This window comes from Winogradskyella sp. MH6, assembly GCF_022810765.1.
Classification (GTDB): Bacteria; Bacteroidota; Bacteroidia; order Flavobacteriales; family Flavobacteriaceae; genus Winogradskyella.
In genome coordinates, this window is the sequence record NZ_CP094494.1 from 1644491 (window position 1) to 1665171 (window position 20681).

Sequence of the window (20681 nt, forward strand, 5' to 3'; positions counted from 1 at the left end):
TTAGTAATTGTTTTGTAATCACGGTGTTGATTTTCAATGTTAGAGAATTGTTATCAATTTTCATAGAAGGGTTACTTAATGAGATATGTTTTATCTTTACGCAAGCTTAAAATTATCTTAACAGTGAAAAAAAAGGACATTAAGATACTATTGGTTGATGACGAGCCAGATATCTTAGAAATAGTTGGTTATAACTTATCTGCAGAAGGTTATCAAGTTATAACAGGAGAAAACGGTGTAGAAGCTATTGAAAAAGCTAAGAAACACAAGCCACATCTAATCATACTAGATGTTATGATGCCCGAGATGGATGGTATAGAAGCTTGTGAGCGTATACGTCAAGACTCAAAACTCAACAATACCATTATTACCTTTTTAACTGCTAGAGGTGAAGATTATTCGCAGGTTGCAGGTTTTGATGCAGGAGCTGATGACTATATCACAAAACCTATAAAGCCAAAGGTATTAGTTAGTAAGGTAAAAGCGTTACTAAGAAGACTAAAGGATACAGATAATCCAAACGAATCTCTAAAGATTGGTGATTTAGTAATTAATAGAGAAGAATATAAAATTACCAAGAACGGTGAAGAAATTATTCTGCCAAGAAAAGAGTTTGAATTATTATCTTTGTTGGCAACTAAGCCTGGTAAAGTTTTTAAACGCGAAGAAATTTTAGACAAAGTTTGGGGTAATGAAGTTGTTGTTGGAGGGAGAACGATAGATGTACATATTAGAAAACTTCGCGAAAAGATAGGTGACAAATCTTTTAAAACCGTAAAAGGCGTTGGGTACAAGTTTGTAGACTAATGCAGAAAAAAAACATAAAAAAAACATATAAGTTCGCTTTTAGAACATCGTTGTATGTTACAATTTTTACAACACTCCTAGTGAGTGTTTTTTTGTATTACTATCACACATTTAATTGGCAGGTTGTTTTTTTTCCTCTCATTTGCTTTTCATTATGTTTTGTAATTATCCAATATAGGGTTGAACGTTTTATCTATAAAAGAGTTAAGAAAATATATGATGATTTAACGCTTTTAGAGTCAACAAGTCTTAGGCAGCAACCTATAACAACAGATATGGGTACATTAACCAAAGAGATTGATAAATACGCCAGAGATAAGAAAATAGAAATAGAAACCCTTAAAGTCAGAGAAGAGTACAGAAAGGAATTTATAGGCAATGTTTCGCACGAGCTAAAAACACCTTTGTTTACGGTTCAAGGATATATAGATACACTTTTGGATGGTGGAATTGAAGACGAAAAAATTAGAAAAAAATATCTACAAAGAGCTAGTAAAGGTGTAGAACGTTTAACCTATATCATTAAGGATTTAGACATGATTACCAAGCTCGAAGTAGGTGATCTTAGTCTAAACAAAGAGAAGTTTGATATTGTAAAGCTTGTTCAGAATGTATTTGAGCTTTTTGAAATGAAGGCTGCAAAAAAGCGAATTACACTTACTTTTGATATGGAATATCCAGAGCCTATTATGGTGTATGCAGATGTTGAAAGAATACAGCAAGTACTCACTAATTTGATAGTTAATTCTATAAAATATGGTAGGGAGAAAGGAACGACAGAAGTAAGTATAGAAAATCTCATAAAGAATAAAGCCATTATAAGAGTAACTGATAATGGTGAAGGTATAAAAAAGGAGAACTTGCCTCGTTTATTTGAGCGATTCTACAGAGTTGATAAAAGTGGCTCAAGAAAAGAAGGTGGCTCAGGTCTTGGGCTATCTATAGTAAAACATATCATAGAAGCTCACGAGGAAAAAATGTATGTAGAAAGTGAATTGGGTGTGGGTAGTGAGTTTTCGTTTACGTTAGAAAAGGTTGAATAATTTCTTGTAGTTAAGGTCGTATTGCAAGTCCTCAAATCCTGAATAATTTTCAATCTCATTTAGCATTTCAATTTTAAAGTCTTTTTGTTTGCAACTAGGCGCTACAAGTTCTTCCTCAAATTTCTTTGCCAAATATTCTTGTTCAAATTGTCCTGGTGTAGGTATTAAAAAGGCTTTTTTTTCAAGCTTTGCATAATCCATTATAGAGGTATAGCCAGATCTGCTTAAGATAAGATCACTTTCATTAAGAGCCTTTTCAAGCTCTTTGCTTGCCATAAAGTTATAGGTTGTAATATGGTTAATCTGTGTTTTGCGTTGTTCGTTTTCAATAAGGCCTTTTACAAAACAAATTTTACCATCATAGGATTGTAGTTCATCAAGTAATTTTACTTCTAAAAATGAACGTTGAGGTTCAGGGCCAGATAGAACAACTAGAAGGTCGTACTTTTTATTCAGATCTTGTTTTTCAAACCTACTCAGCGGACCCAAATATTTAATAGAAGATTCATACCCTTCAATATGCCCTAAATCACCGCTTAAGTTCTTAGCATCTCTATGGTCTGGTACCCAACATTCATCAAATTTATTAATGATTTTTTGATGAAATTTAGAGCTCAACCAAGTTGTACTTCCGCTCAGCACACGCAATTGATGCGTAACAAATGCAGAAGGAATGTTTTTATCTCTAACTCCAAATCTATTATCAGAAATAATTCCTGAAATATTTTCAGACTTTATAAGGCTTTCAGTAACCTTTTTTTCTCTATTTATTGTTTTTAATAGACTTGGGGAATCTTTAATAAGCTTTAGTTTAAAACTATTGGCTTTTTTAGAATATGTAATGTTGTACGAAGGTAGCTCAAGCGCTTGAAGCTGAGGAAACTCTTTTTTTAATAGTTTAAGAGCCTCGCCATCACTCGCAATGACAGGTTCAAAATTATTTGCTATTAAAGCATTTATAATAGGAATGCTTCGTGTGGCATGTCCTAAACCCCAATTTAATGGAGCAACTAAAATCCTTTTCATCAAAAGCAAAGATAAACCTTAAAATGTTTCCTTAATTTTACCAAATTATTAATAAGCAGTAAAACGTGGGAAGTAAAAATAAACTCAAAAGATTTAAAGAAAACGAAACCTTTGATAATGTGTTTCAGCCAACCAGAGACGAACTTACAAGTGGTAATTATAGTCTAAAAGGCAAATGGAGAGAAAAAGTTTTTAAAAACGAAAATCCTTTAGTATTAGAACTAGGTTGTGGTAAAGGTGAATACACCGTTGGGTTGGCGAAGCGCTACCCAAATAAAAATTTTGTAGGAATAGATATAAAAGGTGCCAGATTTTGGAGAGGAGCAAAAACTGCAATTGAAGAAGACATAGATAATGCAGCCTTTGTAAGAACACAAATAGAACTCATAGAGTACGTATTTGATGCCAATGAAGTCGATGAAATTTGGATTACATTCCCAGATCCGCAAATAAAGTATAAAAGGACCAAGCATAGATTAACCAATTTTCAGTTTCTAGAGCGTTATAAAAAGATTCTAAAGCCAGAAGGATTAATGCATCTTAAAACCGATAGTGAGTTTATGCATGGTTATACGCTTGGATTATTGCATGGCTTGGGTTACGAGGTGTTATATGCCAACCATAATGTCTATAAATTAGAAGGAAGCCCAGAGGAAGTTACCCAAATACAAACCTTCTATGAAAATCAGTATTTAGAAAAAGACAAAGCAATTACGTATATTAGATTCAAAATCAACTAAAATTTGAGCATTACAGTTGTTTTCTTTCTCGGACTTTTTGTAGCATTGGTAGGTGTAATTCCACCAGGTTTGCTTAATATGACAGCCGCTAAAATTAGTTTAAAAGAAGGTCCAGGTCGTGGTATTACCTTCTCATCAGGCGTTTGTTTAGTAGTATTTATTCAGACGTATTTGGCCGCTATTTTTGCACGTTATTTATCAAACAGACCAGACATTGTAGAAATACTTCAGCGTGTTGCTTTTGTGATTTTTGTACTGATAACCATTTACTTTTTGGTTATAGCAAGAAATCAGAAAGAAACCAATGTAGAAGAAGCAGATGTTATGAGTAAGCAAAGCCGCTTTTTTCATGGTATGCTTTTGTCTGCCCTCAATGTGTTTCCAATTCCATATCAAGCCTATATGACAATTACCTTGTCGTCTTTTGGTTGGATGAATTTTGAAAAAACAAGCATAGTAACCTACGTAACAGGCGCTGCTATGGGAACATTTGTAATGTTGTATTTCTATATTTTCTTTTTTGATAAGATAAAAGACAAGAAGTTTACTTCTCAAAAAAGTATGAACTACAGTATAGGAATCATTACAGGATTGGTTGCTTTGGTTACGCTAATCAATATCTTAAAAGAGTTGTAATGAAACCAGAAACTCTTGGTTTTTTTGAAAAGGTTTATGAAGTGGCAAGGCTAATTCCATCAGGAAGAGTTACGAGCTATGGCGCAATCGCTAAGTATTTAGGTGCAACAAAAAGCGCTCGTATTGTTGGTTATGCTATGAATAATTCAAGCGAGAAAGATGTGCCAGCACATCGCGTGGTTAATAGAAAAGGACTATTAACCGGTAAGCATCATTTTGAAGGTACAAACCTTATGCAACAATTGCTCGAAAACGAAGGTGTTGAGGTTGTAGATAATCAAATTCAAAATTTTGAAGCTTTGTTTTGGGATCCTTCAAAGGAATTGTAGTTTATTTTTGGTTATTCCAAACTTACAAACAACAGTTTTTGTTAGCTATTTCAAAATACCTTATCTGATTGTTTTTAGTAAAAATCAGTCTATTTATTCTATCAATCAAAGCATAAATAACTTCTAACGACTTGCTTTATTCTTCCTTTATTAATGTATATCTTTGCATTTAGATTAAATCTAGATAAAAACGTGAAACTTAATAAGAAAGATATATTAGAAGCCTTAAAAACCATAACAGCTCCTGGTGAAGGAGAAAATATGGTAGATAGTGGTGCAGTAACTAACGTTGTAACATTTGCTGATGAGGTTATAGTAGATATAACGATTAAAAATCCAAGTCTTCAAGCGAAGAAGAAAACAGAAGTAGATATTCTACAAACAATTCACAAGAAAGTTTACGAAAAAGCAAAAATAAAAGTAAACGTTAAGGTTGAGGCTCCTTCTAAACCAGTCGTTAATGAAATTAAAGGGAAACCGATTCCTGGAATTCAAAATATTGTGGCAGTAGCCTCTGGTAAAGGAGGTGTAGGTAAATCTACAGTAACAGCAAACTTAGCTGTTACGTTAGCTAAAATGGGTTTTAAAGTGGGTATTTTAGACGCTGATATTTATGGGCCTTCAATCCCAATTATGTTCGACGTGGCTAACGAAAGACCATTATCAGTTAATGTAGATGGTAAATCTAAAATGAAACCTATAGAAAATTATGGAGTTAAAGTATTGTCTATAGGATTCTTTACAAAACCAGACCAAGCCGTGATTTGGAGAGGTCCTATGGCTTCAAAAGCATTAAATCAAATGATATTTGATGCAGCTTGGGGCGAATTAGACTTCTTGTTATTAGACCTGCCTCCAGGGACAGGAGATATTCATCTTAGTCTTATGCAAGCAATGCCAATTACAGGGTCTGTAGTGGTAAGTACACCTCAAAATGTTGCTCTGGCAGATGCTAAAAAAGGTGTCGCTATGTTTCAGCAAGACAGTATCAATGTGCCAGTATTGGGTATTATAGAGAATATGGCGTATTTTACACCTGCTGAGTTACCAGAAAATAAATACTATATTTTTGGACAAGAAGGAGCTAAGAATTTGGCAGAAGATTTAGAAGTTCCGTTTTTAGGTGAAGTGCCTTTGGTTCAAAGTATTCGTGAAGCAGGTGATATTGGCAGACCAGCAGCTCTACAGACAGCAACACAAATTGAAGAGGCTTTTGAAGAGATAACAAGAAATGTAGTGCAAGAAGTTGTTAATAGAAACGAAAATCTACCAGCAACTGAGGCAATAAAAATAACAACAATGGCAGGATGTTCTGCAGTAAAGAAATAGTAGATGAGCTCAGAAGAACTAAAATTAAATGTAGAAAAGGCATTGGATGAAATTCGCCCTTTTCTACAAAGTGATGGTGGTGATATCAATTTATTATCTATAGATGATGATAAGTTGGTAAAAGTTCAATTAACAGGTGCCTGTACATCTTGTAGCGTTAATCAAATGACCTTAAAATCAGGTGTTGAGATGACCATAAAAAAATATGCTCCACAAATAGAACGCGTTATTAATGTAGAATAATTAGTGTGACATTTGTCACATTTTAGGTCATACTACCTTATTACATTTGTCTCCAATTCTTAACAACATGATTACAACAGATATACTCATTATTGGTGCTGGACCAACAGGCCTTTTTACAGTTTTTGAAGCAGGTTTATTAAAATTAAAATGTCATCTTATTGATGCGCTTCCACAGCCTGGTGGTCAATGTTCAGAAATTTATCCCAAAAAACCCATTTACGATATTCCGGCTTATCCAGAGATATTAGCAGGTGATTTAACCAATAAATTAATGGAACAATGCAAGCAATTTGAACCTGGGTTTACATTGGGTGAGCGCGCTGATACCATTGAGAAGCAAGAAGATGGTTCTTTTATTGTAACGACAAATAAAGGAACAAAACATAAAGCACCAGTAGTAGCTATTGCAGGTGGTTTAGGTAGTTTTGAGCCTAGAAAACCACTAATAGATAATATTTCTGACTACGAAGATAAAGGTGTGGAATATATGATTAAAGAGCCAGAAATGTACCGTAATAAAAGAGTGGTCATAGCTGGTGGTGGAGATTCTGCATTAGATTGGAGTATATTTTTAAGTGATGTAGCTTCCGAAGTAACATTAATTCATAGAAGAAATGAGTTTAGAGGACATTTAGACTCTGTTGAAAAAGTACAAGAATTAAAATCTGCAGGTAAGATTAATTTAATTACTCCTGCTGAAGTTGTTGGACTTGAAGGTGAAGGAAAAATAGAAAGCGTTACGGTAAAGCAAGAAGCTAAAGTTTTCAAAAAAGAATGTGACCATTTTGTACCGTTATTTGGTTTATCTCCTAAATTAGGGCCTATTGCTAATTGGGGATTAGAGATTGAAAAAAACGCCATAAAAGTGAATAACGCGTTAGATTATCAAACAAATATTCCTGGAATTTTTGCCATAGGAGATGTTAATACCTATCCTGGTAAACTAAAATTAATTCTTTGTGGTTTTCATGAAGCTACCTTGATGTGCCAGGCAGCATATCAAATCATAAATCCAGGCAAACGTTATGTGTTAAAATATACAACGGTAGCAGGTGTAGATGGTTTTGATGGTACGCGAAAGGAAGCACCAAAAGCAGTTGTTAAAGCAATAGAATAAAAAATCATTTGGAAAATCAAGACGTTAATATAACAATCATTGATCGTGATGGTGTAACCCATAAGATTGAAGCACCAACTGATATGGCTATGAATCTTATGGAAGTGGTTCGTTCTTATGAACTTGCTCCAGAAGGGACTATTGGTGTTTGTGGTGGGATGGCCATGTGCGCATCGTGCCAATGCTATGTGTTAAGTGATACAGAATTGCCAGAAATGCAAGATGATGAAGAAGCGATGTTGTCTGAAGCGTTTTATGTAAAAGATAATTCTCGATTAGGTTGTCAAATTCCTATTACTCCAGAATTGGAAGGTTTAGAAATAGAGTTGGCACCTGAGAGCTAAATTTATTCGGTTTTATATTCAATTAAAGGAGTAGGTCCTTCAAGTAAAAAGCGATCTATTTTTAGAGTGCCATCTTCGGTAGTCACAATTTGCCACTTGATAAGTGAGATTTTTCCATCTTCAATTTCAATACCTGTAATACTTCTTGGGTGAACACAACTACCGTCATTAAAAAAAGCAATTTCGCCAGGCTCTGGAAAACGTGGTCTGTGCGTGTGACCTACTATTGTAATTAAATTATTGTTTTCAGTAATCCATTTTTTAGTTCTACGTTCTACTTTAATGAGTTCTTTATAGTTTTTGGCAGGACTTGTTGGGTCTGCAATACCCATAACATTTAAGGGTTTCCATAAAATACGAACCATAAAACGACTCCATCTCCAAAATAAGTAATTCCACCAATCCGCTTGATGGCCATGAGTTAAAAATAGTTCCTGATTGGTTTCTTCATGTTTTAGAATAATACCTTCATGATATTTAATATCGCAAAACAGTTCAACATCTTCACCCACTTTGGGATCAAAATAAGTAGAAAGCGTTTTTTCTACATATTTAGGGTCGCGATAAACCATATCGTGATTTCCCCAAATCATATGCAGTCTGTTTTCTTCATGAAATTGCTTCATGAGCATATAGACATTCTTGTGAGCATTTAGGATAGAATCAAAAGATAAGTTTTCCCATAATTCGTCACCATCACCAAGTTCGCAATAGCTAAAACCTTCATTGTAATAATGCTTTAGAGCATGAAAGTAAATGTTTCTATTATTAGCAAAATCGTCTGCAAAACTATTGTCACCTCTATGACAATCGCTAAAGAGGATAAACTTACTCGTATCATCAAACGAAATGATTGGAGCATTCTTATAAGCCCTATCTAATCTGGTTTTTGAAGACATTCAGAAACATTTTCAACTAAAATAAGCAGAAATCAAATAATGAGGATAAACTCAATCAATTTTTTCTAAGGCATGTGGCAATATACGCTCAACAAATTTTGAGTAGGCCAATTCGGAAGGATGCAAGCCATCTGATGCAACTAGCTCAGGTTGTTCTACACCAAGTCTTGTAATATCGGTAATATAGACATAGGTTATATCTTGGGAATTGCAATAATTTTCGGCATAAGTATTATACTGGTCTATTTCGGCAGAAATAGTATCAAAATAAAAGTCTTGTTGACCGAAAGGAGTATAGGCATAATCTGGAATAGAGATTACTATAAGTTTATCTTTGTCCCCATTTACGGCATTAATTGCCATCTGGACTAACTGAGGAAATTCTGATTCGTATAATGAAAATTCCTTATGTTGATATTGATTGTTCACACCAATAAGTAACGTAACCAAGTCGTAATTACTGTCTATGTTTTCACTATTTATAGCATTTACAAGATTAGTGGTTGTCCAACCTGTCTGAGCTATAACTTTTAAATCAAAATCTTGAGAGTCAACTGAAATAATGAGACTATCTTTTAATTGTTCAGGAAACCGACAAGTTTCACAAACACTTTGTCCAATGGTATAGCTATCTCCTAAACTTAGAATTGAAATGATACTATCATTAATTTCACCTATCGGATTATCATCGGAAGTGTTGAAAATGTATTCGTAATCATCGTTTTTTGCACAAGAGAGCAAAATGAAAATAATGAGTGTTGTTGTTAGTTGCTTCATGGTATTTAATATACGGAATTAAATACACTCAGGTTTTAGATTGTGTTTAAAACAAAAATGCCTCCCAAATTTTGAGAAGCATTTTTTTATTATATAATGAATAACATTTTTACTTAAAAGCATTTAAGCCTGTAATATCTAAACCTGTAATTAATAAGTGAATGTCATGTGTGCCCTCGTAAGTAATCACACTTTCTAAGTTCATTGAGTGGCGCATAATGCTGTACTCGCCAGTAATTCCCATGCCGCCAAGCATTTGTCTAGCTTCACGAGCGATGTTTATTGCCATGTCCACATTATTACGTTTAGCCATAGAAATCTGTGCTGAGGTTGCTTTACCATCATTACGTAAAACACCAAGTCTCCAAGTTAATAATTGTGCTTTAGTGATTTCAGTAATCATTTCGGCTAATTTCTTCTGTTGTAATTGAAACTGTCCGATTGGCTTTCCAAACTGAATACGTTCCTTACTATATCTTAAAGCAGTATCGTAGCAGTCCATTGCTGCTCCAATCGCTCCCCAAGCAATACCATAACGAGCAGAATCTAAACAACCAAGTGGTGCGCCTAACCCAGATTTGTTAGGTAATAGATTTTCTTTCGGAACTTTAACGTTGTCAAAAATTAATTCTCCGGTAGCAGAGGCTCTAAGCGACCATTTGTTATGCGTTTCTGGTGTAGAGAAACCTTCCATACCACGTTCTACAATTAGTCCATGGATACGACCTTCTTCATTCTTTGCCCACACAACTGCAACTTGTGCAAAAGGTGCATTTGAAATCCACATTTTAGCACCATTTAAAAGATAATGGTCTCCCATATCCTTAAAATTCGTAACCATTCCACCAGGATTACTACCATGGTCTGGTTCAGTAAGACCAAAACAACCCATCCATTCACCAGAGGCTAATTTTGGTAAGTATTTTTGACGTTGCTCTTCATTACCATATTTCCAGATAGGATACATTACTAAAGACGATTGTACAGATGCTGTACTACGTACTCCAGAATCTCCACGTTCTATTTCTTGCATGATAAGACCATAAGAAATTTGGTCTAAACCAGCACCACCATATTCTTCAGGAATGTATGGTCCAAAAGCGCCAATTTCAGCCAAACCACCAATAATTGAGGTTGGAAATTCTGCTTTTTGAGCTGCTTCTTCAATAATTGGGGAAACATCACGTTTTACCCATTCTCTGGCTGCATCACGTACAAGTTTATGTTCTTCTGAAAGTAATTCGTCTAAGTTGTAATAGTCAGGAGCTTCAAATAAATCTGGTTTCATTCTGATTATGGTATTTATAACTTCTAATTTTGAAGATTTATCAAAATAGAAGCTGTTATTTTAAAAGTTTCACAAAAGTAACGAAATCGATATCATTGCCCAATAGAAGCGTTACATTTTCAAATAAAAATCTTTGGTGAGATTAATGTAGTCTTCAGTATAATTATGACGGCTAGTTTCTATAATTAACTCTGAAATTTCAACGTCTTTTTTAGAATAGCTAAATTCGATTAAGCTTCGCTTTATATCAGAATCTGGGTTTCCTTTAACATGAAGAATACGTTGTGGATGAAGTCCAATTGTAGAAGCTAATTCAATAAACTCGCTTTCTTCTTTTTTAGGAATAATGATTGAAAAAATCCCATCTTCAGCAAGCAAATGTGCCACACCATAAATAATGTGCTTAAAAGGCATAGCATCATTAAAACGCGCTAAGTCTCTAGACTTATTGTCTGTTTTATAATCTTCAGAATAGAACGGAGGATTACAAATAATTAAATCGAAGGCATCTTCAACTTCCTCAACAAACTCCAAAAGTGAAGCGTGATAGCAAAACAAACGGTCGTTCCATGGTGAGCTTTCAAAATTCTCAGCACATTGCTCGTAGGCATCATCATCTATTTCGATAGCTTCAATTTGTTCAGCATAACTTCTTTGAGCCATCATAAGACTCAAAATTCCTGTGCCAGCACCAACATCTAAAATGCTGAAAGGATTGTTTTTTACAGACGTCCAAGCACCAAGTAAAACGCCATCTGTGCCAATTTTCATAGCACAACAATCTTGTTTTACCGTAAACTGTTTGAATTTAAAAGGCTTTTCCATATAGTCAAGTGTCATTGCGAGGACGAAGGACGTGGCAATCTTAGTATAAGATTTTTCGCTTTGCTCAGAACGATAATTTATTCTTCAAGATAAAGTTCTATTAGTCCTTCAGGAGTTTCAACCTCAATCGTTTTGTTGGGTTTATCAACTTTAACGATAAACTCATCATTCATAGGTATTAAAATTTCAACACCATTTCTATCGATTTCAAAGAGTGCTTGGGCTGTGCTGTCGTTAATGGCTTTGATGACTCCAACTTCTCCAAAGTTTTTGTCTTTAATGGTGAAGCCAATAACCTCATGATAATAAAATTTGTCGCCTTCTAATTTTGGTAGTAAATCTAAGGGTAAGTATAGTTCAGATTTTATTAAAGCATCAGCATCTGCTTCGGTATCTACGTCTTCAAATTTTAGTCTAAGTAAATCAGATTTATGTAGCTGAGAAGATTCAATAAAAAATGGAACTAAATTGCCTCTAAGATCCATAAAAACAGCATCTATATTTTCATAAAGTTCTGGTTCGTCCGTGTCTAATTTGACTAAAAGTTCGCCTTTATAGCTGTACTTTTTTACAATTTTCCCTAGGTAAAAACAATCTTCTTTTTTCATGAGCTATATCAAATAAAAAACCCTGACGATAAATGTCAGGGTTTAAAAGTATAAAAATAAATTTTTTATTCTTCTTCGTTAGAAGCGGTTGTTTCTTCAGCAACTTCTTCTTCAACTACAGGAGCATTTGCTGCGATACGAGCTTCGTTTACAGCTTTTTCTGCTTCAAGAGCTTTTGCTTTAGCATCGGCATCTGCTTTAGATAAGCCATCAGCTTTAGCTTGTACTTTTGCTGCTTTTTCTTCTAACCAAGCGTTGAATTTAGCTTCTGCTTGCTCTTCAGTTAAAGCACCTTTTTTTACACCACCTGCTAAATGCTTCTTTAATAAAGCACCTTTGTAAGATAAAATTGCTTTAGCAGTGTCAGTTGGTTGTGCACCATTTTCTAACCACTTTACAGCTCCATCTACGTCAAGCTCAATAGTTGCAGGGTTTGTGTTTGGATTGTAAGCACCTAATTTTTCTAAGTATTTACCATCTCTTTTAGCGCGAGAATCCGCTGCTACGATCCAGTAAAAAGGCTTTCCTTTTTTACCGTGTCTTTGTAATCTAATTTTTACAGGCATAATAATTAATTAATGAGGTTCTCGACCTCTGTTATTAATGAGGGCGCAAAGATAATACATTTTTTTGATTTTAAAGCCTTTTAGCCATTTTAACTAAAAGATTGCTACTTTAAACAAAAGTGCAGTCTAGGAGTAAGTCTAGTATAAAAAAATATTATACTTTTGGGATTCTTGTTTCGTTATATTTGAAACAACGATTAATTTCCGCTTAATAATGAAAAAATTAATAGTCTTATCCCTTATCTTAATATCAGTATTTAGCTGTGGTGATGAAGTTGAATTTAACTCTCCTGCTTTTCAAGGTTCTTTAGATGGAGCGTCTTGGCGAGCAAAAGCCTATTCTGCAAGTATTGATGAAAATGGTTTTTTAACACTTTATGGTACCAACAATATTGAAACCTTAGAATTAATAATACCTACAGTTGCTGTAGGTGTTTATGTTTTTGGGGATGTTAATACAATTGAGGCACGTTTTACAACAGCTGATGGCACGGTTTTTTCAACCAACAACAGACCAGATCCAAGTGTTTCTGTTTATCCTGAATATGGCGAAATGCGTTTAAATGAGATAGAAAATAATAGATTCACAGGTACATTTAGGTTTACTGCTTTTAACTCATCTGGACTTCAGTCGGTTAATTTTACTGGGTTAACTGGTGAAGAAGGTGTTGATCCTGTTACAGGGCAAACAGGTCCTATCTACGGAGGTGTGTTTTATAGAGTGCCATTAATTTCAGGTTCAATTCCTGCAGATCCAATTACATGTGTAGATACAGAAATGGATGTTGCTACAGCAGAAGCAGCGTATACTGAAGCTCAGCAAGTTGGAGGTGATGGGTTTGTAAGTAGTTCAGGTTTTGAGGCGGCATGTAATGCTTACACACAAGCTTTAATGACTCAACGCAATTATTGCGGTGACATAGATGGTTCAATTCAGCAAATGATAGATGATTTAGGTAGCTGTCAAATAAGTTGTGAAATTGCTACTAATAACAGAAATGAGGCAGAAGTGCAATACAACACTGCGACTATTGGTAATTTTGACGAGAAATGTGCGCAATATCAAGTATATCTCCAAGAACAGATTGATTTTTGTGGTGATGAAGATGGGTCAATACAAGCTGAAATAGATAGTTTAGATTGTGGTGATGATGATGGTGATGGAGTGCCAAATGTATTTGAAGATTTCAATGGAGATGGTGATTTGACAAATGACGACACAGATGGTGATGGTATTGCAAATTATTTAGATGCTGATGATGATGGTGATAATGTTCCAACCTCGGTTGAATTGCAATTAGATGTTGATGGTAACCCAACAGATACAGATGGAGATGGTGACGCAGATTATTTAGATACTGACGATGATGGTGATGGTATATTAACCATTAACGAAGATGCTAATATGGATGGAGACCCAACTAATGATGATGCTGATGGTGATGGAGTGCCAGATTATCTTCAGGTTTAATAAAAGCACTGAATTATACAAAAGCGCTATTTGAAATTTTCAAATAGCGCTTTTTTGTTAAAGGCTGTTAAAGACTATTAAATGGTGTTAAATTACTTGACTTCAAGGTATATGAATGTTATACTATAAAGGCAGATGTGAAACAATACACATCTATAAAGAACTTATTGAAATTAAAAAATGAATAAAGATATTATGAAGTACGACAAAGAAATTTCAGACAAGTTAAATGAACTTTTAGTAAAAAATTACGATGCAGAGAAAGGCTACATCAACGCAATTTCAGAAGTGGATAATGTGAGTGTGAAAAACTTCTTTAAAAACATGGCAGAGCAACGTTCAAAATTTGCGCGCCAATTGAGAACAGAAATCATCACTTATGGCGAAATCCCAGAAGATTCAGGAAGTTTTAAAGGAACAATGCATAGAAATTGGATGAGTTTAAGAGCAACCTTCTCTTCAAACAGCGAAGAAACGATTCTAGAAGAGGCTTTAAGAGGAGAGAAAGCTAGTTTAGATGAGTATAATGAATTATTAAGTAATAATAATTTTCCATCAAGGTTAATTGAATTGTTGCGAGAGCAAAGAAATTCGATTGAAGCAGCAATTAGTTCTGTGAAATTATATGAAGAAGTGTTGTCATAATTACTTCTAGGTTAGGTTAAGATGAAGCCACGCTTTTGCGTGGCTTTTTTTATGTTTAAAACTCTTAACAACTTACCTTCAAATAAGTCGAAATTCTATGTAATTTTAAGGGCTATTTTTACGACAAATTCATACTCTTTTTCAAGGTCTAAAACAGGTAATTTATGTACTTAATCTTCGATACTGAAACCACAGGTTTACCAAAGCGTTGGGATGCACCAATCACAGATACAGATAACTGGCCAAGGTGTATTCAGATAGCATGGCAGTTGCATGATGCGATGGGTAATTGTATAGATCATCAAGATTATTTGGTTAAGCCAGATGGTTTTAATATACCTTACGATGCTGAGAAAATTCATGGTATTTCTACAGAATTAGCGGCAGAACAAGGTATCTCTCTTGCCGAAGTTTTAGAAAAATTTAATGCTGTTTTAGAGAAAACTAAATTTGTGGTTGGTCAGAATGTTGGGTTCGATCTTAACATTATGGGTGCCGAATTTGTAAGAGGGAATGTCGCAAACCAATTACAAGAATTACCAGTATTAGATACCTGTACAGAGCATACGGCCGAGTTATGTAAAATTCCTGGTGGTAGAGGAGGAAAGTTTAAGCTTCCAACATTAACAGAATTACACGAGTTTTTATTTAACCAGCCATTTGCCGAAGCCCATAACGCAACTGCCGATGTTGAAGCTACAACACGTTGTTTTTTAGAATTAGTCAGAAGAAAAGAATATACAAAAGAACAGTTAGATGTTCAACCAGATTATTTTGAGAAATTTTCTGAAGCCAATCCGCAACCAATTCAGTTAATTGGACTAAAACATCTTAATCTTAAACGCGAGAGTGCTAAGATAAATGCAAGGCTTCAAAAAGAGCAATCTCAAGACACACCCACACAAACTAACAAAGAGGCTATTGCAAAATTGGCTGATGCAGAGTTTGTGCATTTGCATAACCACTCTCAGTTTTCAATTTTACAATCTACCATCAGTATTGGAGATTTGGTTGCAGCAGCTGCTAAAGAAGATATGCCAGCCGTTGCCTTAACAGATCATGGTAATATGATGGGAGCGTTTCACTTTGTAAGTGCAGTATCAGCACACAATAAGGGTGTGAAAGCTAAGCATAAAGAAGCCGAAGAGAATGGTGAAGAAAAGAAAGGAAAACTAATAAAACCTATTATTGGTTGTGAGTTTTTTGTTTGTGAAGATCATACCGATAAAACCCGAAAAGATAACGGATATCAAATTGTGCTTTTGGCTAAAAACAAAAATGGCTATCATAATTTGGCAAAGCTATCTTCTGCTGCATTTACAGATGGCTTTTACTATGTGCCAAGAATTGACAAAAAACTAATAGAGCAATACAAAGAGGACCTAATTTGTTTAACAGGAAACCTTTATGGCGAAGTACCAAGTAAGGTGTTGAATATTGGTGAAAATCAAGCCGAAGAAGCATTAATCTGGTGGAAAGACACCTTTGGTGATAATTTGTACATCGAATTGATGCGTCACAATCAGGAAGATGAGAATCGTGTCAATCAAGTACTTGTTCAATTTGCTCAAAAGCACGACGTAAAGCTAATTGCTACAAATAATACCTATTATGTTGAGCAAGAAAATGCGAATGCACACGATATTTTGTTGTGTGTAAAAGATGGTGAAAAACAAGCCACACCAATAGGTCGTGGTCGTGGTTATCGTTACGGATTACCAAATCAGGAATACTACTTCAAGTCAACTGAAGAGATGAAAGCGCTCTTTAGAGATATTCCTGAAGCAATAGTAAATATTCAAGAGGTAGTTGATAAAATTGAACCGTTTGAATTGGCTCGTGATGTATTATTACCTGCTTTTGATATTCCAGATGAGTTTAAACATGAAGAGGATGAAGTAGATAATGGTAAGCGAGGAGAAAATGCCTATTTAAGACACTTAACATACGAAGGTGCCAAAAAGCGCTACGGAGAGATTACACCAGAAATTGAAGAACGTCTCGATTTTGAGTTGAGTGTTATCGAAAATACAGGTTATCCTGGTTACTTCCTTATTGTAGAGGATTTTATTCGAGAAGCTAGAAAAATGGATGTATCCGTTGGTCCTGGTCGTGGTTCGGCAGCAGGTTCGGTAGTAGCGTACTGTTTATGGATTACCAATATAGATCCAATAAAGTACGATTTACTTTTTGAGCGTTTCTTAAATCCTGACCGTGTGAGTATGCCAGATATCGATATCGATTTTGATGATGAAGGTCGTGGTCGTGTAATGCAGTATGTTATTGATAAATATGGTGCCAATCAGGTGGCGCAGATTATCACTTACGGTACAATGGCTGCTAAATCTTCAATTAGAGACACAGCTAGAGTGTTAGATTTGCCATTAAATGAAGCAGACCATATTGCGAAGTTAATTCCGAATATGTCCAAACTCGGAAAGATATTTGGTAAGAGCGAAAAAGAATTAGCAAGCAAGTTTAGAGCTGAAGAATTAGAGAAAGTAAATCAACTACTTAATATTTCAGATGGTTCAGATTTACAAGCAGAAACGGTAAACCAAGCAAGAATCTTGGAGGGCTCTGTAAGAAATACTGGTATTCATGCTTGTGGCGTAATCATTACGCCAGGTGACATTACCAATTATGTTCCGGTTTCGGTAGCAAAAGATTCAGATTTATATGTCACGCAGTTTGACAACTCGGTTGTAGAAAGTGCTGGGTTACTCAAGATGGATTTCTTGGGTTTGAAGACCTTAACCTTAATTAAAGATACGGTTAAGATTGTAAAGGCAAAGCACGGTATTGAGCTCGATCCAGAGAATTTTCCATTAGATGACGAAGAAACCTATGCATTATTCCAAAGAGGTGAAACTGTTGGGATTTTTCAATATGAATCACCAGGAATGCAGAAGCACATGAAGCATTTAAAACCAACGGTTTTTGATGACCTTATTGCTATGAATGCTTTGTATCGTCCAGGTCCAATGGAATATATTCCGAGTTTTATTCGTCGTAAGCATGGAGATGAAGAAATTGTGTATGATTTACCTGAAACAGAAGAATACTTAGCCGAAACATACGGAATTACGGTTTATCAAGAGCAAGTAATGTTATTGTCGCAAAAATTGGCTGATTTTACCAAAGGTGAAGCTGATGTCTTACGTAAGGCCATGGGTAAAAAGCAAAAGGCAGTATTGGATAAAATGAAGCCAAAATTTATTGAGCAAGCAGCTGCAAAAGGTATGGATAAAACCAAGCTTGAAAAAATCTGGAAAGATTGGGAAGCTTTTGCGAGTTATGCTTTCAATAAATCGCATTCCACTTGTTATGCGTGGATTGCTTATCAAACGGCTTATTTAAAAGCACATTATCCAGCAGAATATATGGCAGCTGTACTGTCCAATAATATGAACGATATTAAGTCGGTAACCTTCTTTATGGAAGAGTGTAAGCGTATGCGACTTCCTGTTTTGGGACCTAGTGTAAACGAAAGTTATTACAAGTTTTCTGTAAATCAGGATAATGCGGTTCGTTTCGGAATGGGAGCTATAAAAGGTGTTGGTCATGGAGCCGTGAAAACCATTGTAGAAAACAGAAAAGAAGGTGGTAATTACAAGTCAATTTTCGATTTGGCAAAGCGTGTAGATTTAAGAGCAGCCAACAAAAAATCATTTGAAGGTTTAGCTTATGCTGGAGGGTTTGATTGTTTTGAAGATACCCATCGCGCTCAATATTTCGCGCACGATGGTGATGGTATTACCTTTTTAGAAAAGGCAATGAAATATGGTGCAAAACATCAGGAGAATGAAAATTCTGCCCAAGTAAGTTTGTTTGGTGAAGCCAGTGGTGTTGAAATTGCAGAACCTCAAGTACCACCTTGTGAAGATTGGGGAACGATGGAGAAACTTTCCAGAGAAAAGGAAGTGGTTGGTATTTATATTTCTGGTCATCCACTAGATGATTTCAAAATAGAAATGAAGAATTTTTGTAATGGAACCATTTCAGTGTTTAATGATTTGCACTCAGTTGTTAATAGAGAAATTACTTTTGGTGGAGTTGTAACAGATGTGCAACATCGTGTTAGTAAACAAGGAAAAGGCTGGGCGTTATTTACAATTGAAGATTATACAGACAGTTACGAGTTTAGGATTTTTGGAGAAGATTACTTAAAGTTCAGGCACTTTTTTGTGGTAAATTCCTTTGTGTACGTACGTGCTTTTGTTCGGGAAGGTTGGATGAATAGAGAAACAGGTCAAAAAGGAGATCCTAGAATTCAATTTAATAATTTCCAATTGTTACACGATGTAATGGATACTTATGCTAAGAAATTATCTATTCAGCTTAATATTCACGATTTAGAAAAAGACACTATTACGCAATTGCAAGATTTAATACGAATGCATGAAGGGAATAAAAACTTAAATTTTTTGGTCTATGATAATTCCGAAAAATTAAAGCTAAGTATGCCAAGCAGAAAGCAGAAAGTGAAAATTTCTCAAGAGTTACTCAATGAGTTAAAAGGTTTAGATGTAAAGTATAAATTGAATTAGCATAATCCAAAACAATAAAGTCATAACCAAAACAAATACACCCATTGTAAGGTTTGGCAGAATTTTTGACTAATTTTGCGTAAACAAAGTAGAACTTAATTAATAATAGATATTATGGCATTAGAAATAACAGATGCAACGTTTGAAGAAACAGTATTAAAAAGTGATAAACCAGTAATGGTAGATTTTTGGGCAGCTTGGTGTGGACCATGTCGTATGGTTGGGCCAATCATTGACGAAATCTCTTCTGAGTACGAAGGTAAAGCTGTAGTTGGTAAGGTTGATGTAGACGCTAACCAAGAGTTTGCGGCTAAGTATGGTGTAAGAAACATACCTACGGTTTTAGTATTTCAAAATGGTGAAGTAGTAGGTCGTCAAGTAGGTGTAGCTCCTAAAAATGCTTATGCAGAAGCAATCGACGCACTTTTATAAAATAGACTTCTAAAAGAAATGATAAAAGGTTTGTCTATACGGCAAACCTTTTTTAGTTTCGGTAATTGATGGATTTACAGTTAGAACTTAATAAAGCAGGTGGTTTTAAAAACCTAGAACTTTTAGCAAAGCAAGTTGTTGAAGGCTTTATTGCTGGGATGCACAAAAGCCCTTTTCATGGCTTTTCGGCAGAGTTTGCAGAACATAAGATTTACAATCAAGGCGAAAGCACCAAGCACATCGACTGGAAACTGTATGCTAAAACAGACCGATTGTACACTAAACGCTACGATGAAGAAACCAATTTAAGATGTCATCTCATCTTGGATAACAGTACCTCTATGCATTATCCAGAATCTGCTAGTACAACAATAGATAACCTTAACAAATCTGCTTTTTCGGCTTTAGCTTGCGCGTCTTTAATGCACATATTAAAAAAACAGCGCGATGCTGTCGGGTTAAGTATCTATAGTGATACTTACGATTTTTATGCTCCAGAAAAAGGAAGTGAGCGACATCATCAAATGTTGCTAAGTAAACTCAGTGAAGCTGTAGTATCAAAACCAGATTCAAAAAGCACGGAGACATACACGTATTTACATCAAATTGCAGAAAAAATTCACAGACGATCATTAATTTTTGTGTTTACAGATATGTTTCAAACTTCAGAAGACGACGAAAAGTTGTTTGAAGCGCTTCGTCACCTTAAGCATAACAAACATGAAGTCGTATTGTTTCATGTATTTGATAAGGAGAAAGAATTAACGTTTGAATTTGATAATAGACCTAAACGGTTTATTGATGTTGAAACAGGAGAGTATATCAATTTATACCCAGACAACATTAAAGATAATTACAAAAAGGCCGTAAATACTTATTTCAAATCTTTGAAATTAAAATGTGGTCAATACAGAATTAAGTATGTAGAGGCTGATATAAGGAAAGGTTTTGATCAGATATTAACCACTTATATGATTGAGCGTCAAAAATTTGTTTAAAAGGA

Annotated in this window: 21 protein-coding genes; 14 read left to right on the forward strand and 7 right to left on the reverse strand. The window is 34.9% G+C overall.

The features are described 5' to 3' along the window. Window positions 1-123: 123 nt before the first annotated feature. Complete coding sequence (locus MST30_RS07390; protein WP_243473746.1) at window positions 124-807, forward strand: response regulator transcription factor; 684 nt, start codon at window positions 124-126, stop codon at window positions 805-807. Next, window positions 807-1850: a sensor histidine kinase gene (locus MST30_RS07395; protein WP_243473747.1), complete on the forward strand. Its 1044-nt coding sequence runs from the start codon at window positions 807-809 to the stop codon at window positions 1848-1850. The genes MST30_RS07390 and MST30_RS07395 overlap by 1 nt, the downstream gene beginning before the upstream one ends. Here MST30_RS07395 and MST30_RS07400 read toward each other — a convergent pair. Continuing rightward, on the reverse strand, window positions 1833-2876 hold the full coding sequence (locus MST30_RS07400; protein ID WP_346346985.1) for a glycosyltransferase: 1044 nt from the start codon (window positions 2874-2876) through the stop codon (window positions 1833-1835). The genes MST30_RS07395 and MST30_RS07400 overlap by 18 nt on opposite strands. A 65-nt stretch (window positions 2877-2941) precedes the next feature. On the opposite strand from MST30_RS07400, the gene trmB reads away from it, so the two are divergent. The 7 genes from trmB (at window position 2942) to MST30_RS07435 (ending at window position 7617) form a co-directional block, all read left to right on the forward strand. Continuing rightward, entirely contained in the window at window positions 2942-3616 is a 675-nt protein-coding gene (trmB, locus tag MST30_RS07405) for a tRNA (guanosine(46)-N7)-methyltransferase TrmB (protein WP_243473749.1), read from the forward strand. A gap of 3 nt (window positions 3617-3619) precedes the next feature. After that, window positions 3620-4252 carry a LysE family transporter gene (locus MST30_RS07410; protein ID WP_243473750.1) on the forward strand — a complete coding sequence of 211 codons (633 nt, stop codon included), beginning with the start codon at window positions 3620-3622 and terminating at the stop codon, window positions 4250-4252. Beyond that, window positions 4252-4581 (forward strand): MGMT family protein, encoded by a 330-nt coding sequence (locus MST30_RS07415; protein ID WP_243473751.1) that lies wholly within the window; start codon window positions 4252-4254, stop codon window positions 4579-4581. Before MST30_RS07410 ends, MST30_RS07415 begins: the two co-directional genes overlap by 1 nt. A gap of 192 nt (window positions 4582-4773) precedes the next feature. Then, window positions 4774-5910 (forward strand): Mrp/NBP35 family ATP-binding protein, encoded by a 1137-nt coding sequence (locus MST30_RS07420; RefSeq protein WP_243473752.1) that lies wholly within the window; start codon window positions 4774-4776, stop codon window positions 5908-5910. Between the two features lie 3 nt (window positions 5911-5913). Beyond that, the gene (locus tag MST30_RS07425; RefSeq protein WP_243473753.1) at window positions 5914-6153 is read left to right on the forward strand and encodes a NifU family protein; all 240 of its coding nucleotides are present in this window, start codon (window positions 5914-5916) and stop codon (window positions 6151-6153) included. 67 nt (window positions 6154-6220) lie between these two features. After that, window positions 6221-7273, forward strand: coding sequence for an NAD(P)/FAD-dependent oxidoreductase (locus tag MST30_RS07430; protein ID WP_243473754.1), 1053 nt, complete (start codon window positions 6221-6223; stop codon window positions 7271-7273). Window positions 7274-7281: 8 nt separating this feature from the next. Continuing rightward, a complete protein-coding gene (locus MST30_RS07435) occupies window positions 7282-7617 on the forward strand; it encodes a 2Fe-2S iron-sulfur cluster-binding family protein (protein WP_243473755.1) in 336 nt (111 codons plus the stop codon). Window positions 7618-7619: 2 nt separating this feature from the next. On the opposite strand, the gene MST30_RS07440 is transcribed toward MST30_RS07435, so the two are convergent. The 6 genes from MST30_RS07440 to MST30_RS07465 form a co-directional block, all read right to left on the reverse strand. Then, window positions 7620-8516 carry a metallophosphoesterase family protein gene (locus tag MST30_RS07440; RefSeq protein ID WP_243473756.1) on the reverse strand — a complete coding sequence of 299 codons (897 nt, stop codon included), beginning with the start codon at window positions 8514-8516 and terminating at the stop codon, window positions 7620-7622. Between the two features lie 51 nt (window positions 8517-8567). Beyond that, complete coding sequence (locus tag MST30_RS07445) at window positions 8568-9293, reverse strand: SGNH/GDSL hydrolase family protein (protein WP_243473757.1); 726 nt, start codon at window positions 9291-9293, stop codon at window positions 8568-8570. Window positions 9294-9402: 109 nt separating this feature from the next. Beyond that, window positions 9403-10581, reverse strand: a complete 1179-nt coding sequence (locus tag MST30_RS07450) for an acyl-CoA dehydrogenase family protein (protein ID WP_243473758.1) — start codon at window positions 10579-10581, stop codon at window positions 9403-9405. 111 nt (window positions 10582-10692) lie between these two features. Further along, window positions 10693-11406, reverse strand: coding sequence for a tRNA1(Val) (adenine(37)-N6)-methyltransferase (locus MST30_RS07455; protein WP_243473759.1), 714 nt, complete (start codon window positions 11404-11406; stop codon window positions 10693-10695). Window positions 11407-11483: 77 nt separating this feature from the next. After that, window positions 11484-12014 carry a ribosome maturation factor RimM gene (gene rimM, locus MST30_RS07460; RefSeq protein ID WP_243473760.1) on the reverse strand — a complete coding sequence of 177 codons (531 nt, stop codon included), beginning with the start codon at window positions 12012-12014 and terminating at the stop codon, window positions 11484-11486. Window positions 12015-12079: 65 nt separating this feature from the next. Next, window positions 12080-12580: a 30S ribosomal protein S16 gene (locus MST30_RS07465; RefSeq protein ID WP_243473761.1), complete on the reverse strand. Its 501-nt coding sequence runs from the start codon at window positions 12578-12580 to the stop codon at window positions 12080-12082. 214 nt (window positions 12581-12794) lie between these two features. On the opposite strand from MST30_RS07465, the gene MST30_RS07470 reads away from it, so the two are divergent. The 5 genes from MST30_RS07470 (at window position 12795) to MST30_RS07490 (ending at window position 20676) form a co-directional block, all read left to right on the forward strand. Further along, entirely contained in the window at window positions 12795-14051 is a 1257-nt protein-coding gene (locus MST30_RS07470) for a DUF6252 domain-containing protein (protein ID WP_243473762.1), read from the forward strand. Between the two features lie 195 nt (window positions 14052-14246). Beyond that, on the forward strand, window positions 14247-14696 hold the full coding sequence (locus MST30_RS07475; RefSeq protein WP_243473763.1) for a ferritin-like domain-containing protein: 450 nt from the start codon (window positions 14247-14249) through the stop codon (window positions 14694-14696). Window positions 14697-14860: 164 nt separating this feature from the next. Next, window positions 14861-19246, forward strand: a complete 4386-nt coding sequence (gene dnaE / locus MST30_RS07480; RefSeq protein ID WP_243473764.1) for a DNA polymerase III subunit alpha — start codon at window positions 14861-14863, stop codon at window positions 19244-19246. Between the two features lie 114 nt (window positions 19247-19360). Next, a complete protein-coding gene (gene trxA / locus MST30_RS07485; protein ID WP_185787894.1) occupies window positions 19361-19678 on the forward strand; it encodes a thioredoxin in 318 nt (105 codons plus the stop codon). 68 nt (window positions 19679-19746) lie between these two features. Further along, the gene (locus MST30_RS07490; RefSeq protein ID WP_243473765.1) at window positions 19747-20676 is read left to right on the forward strand and encodes a DUF58 domain-containing protein; all 930 of its coding nucleotides are present in this window, start codon (window positions 19747-19749) and stop codon (window positions 20674-20676) included. Window positions 20677-20681 lie beyond the last annotated feature (5 nt).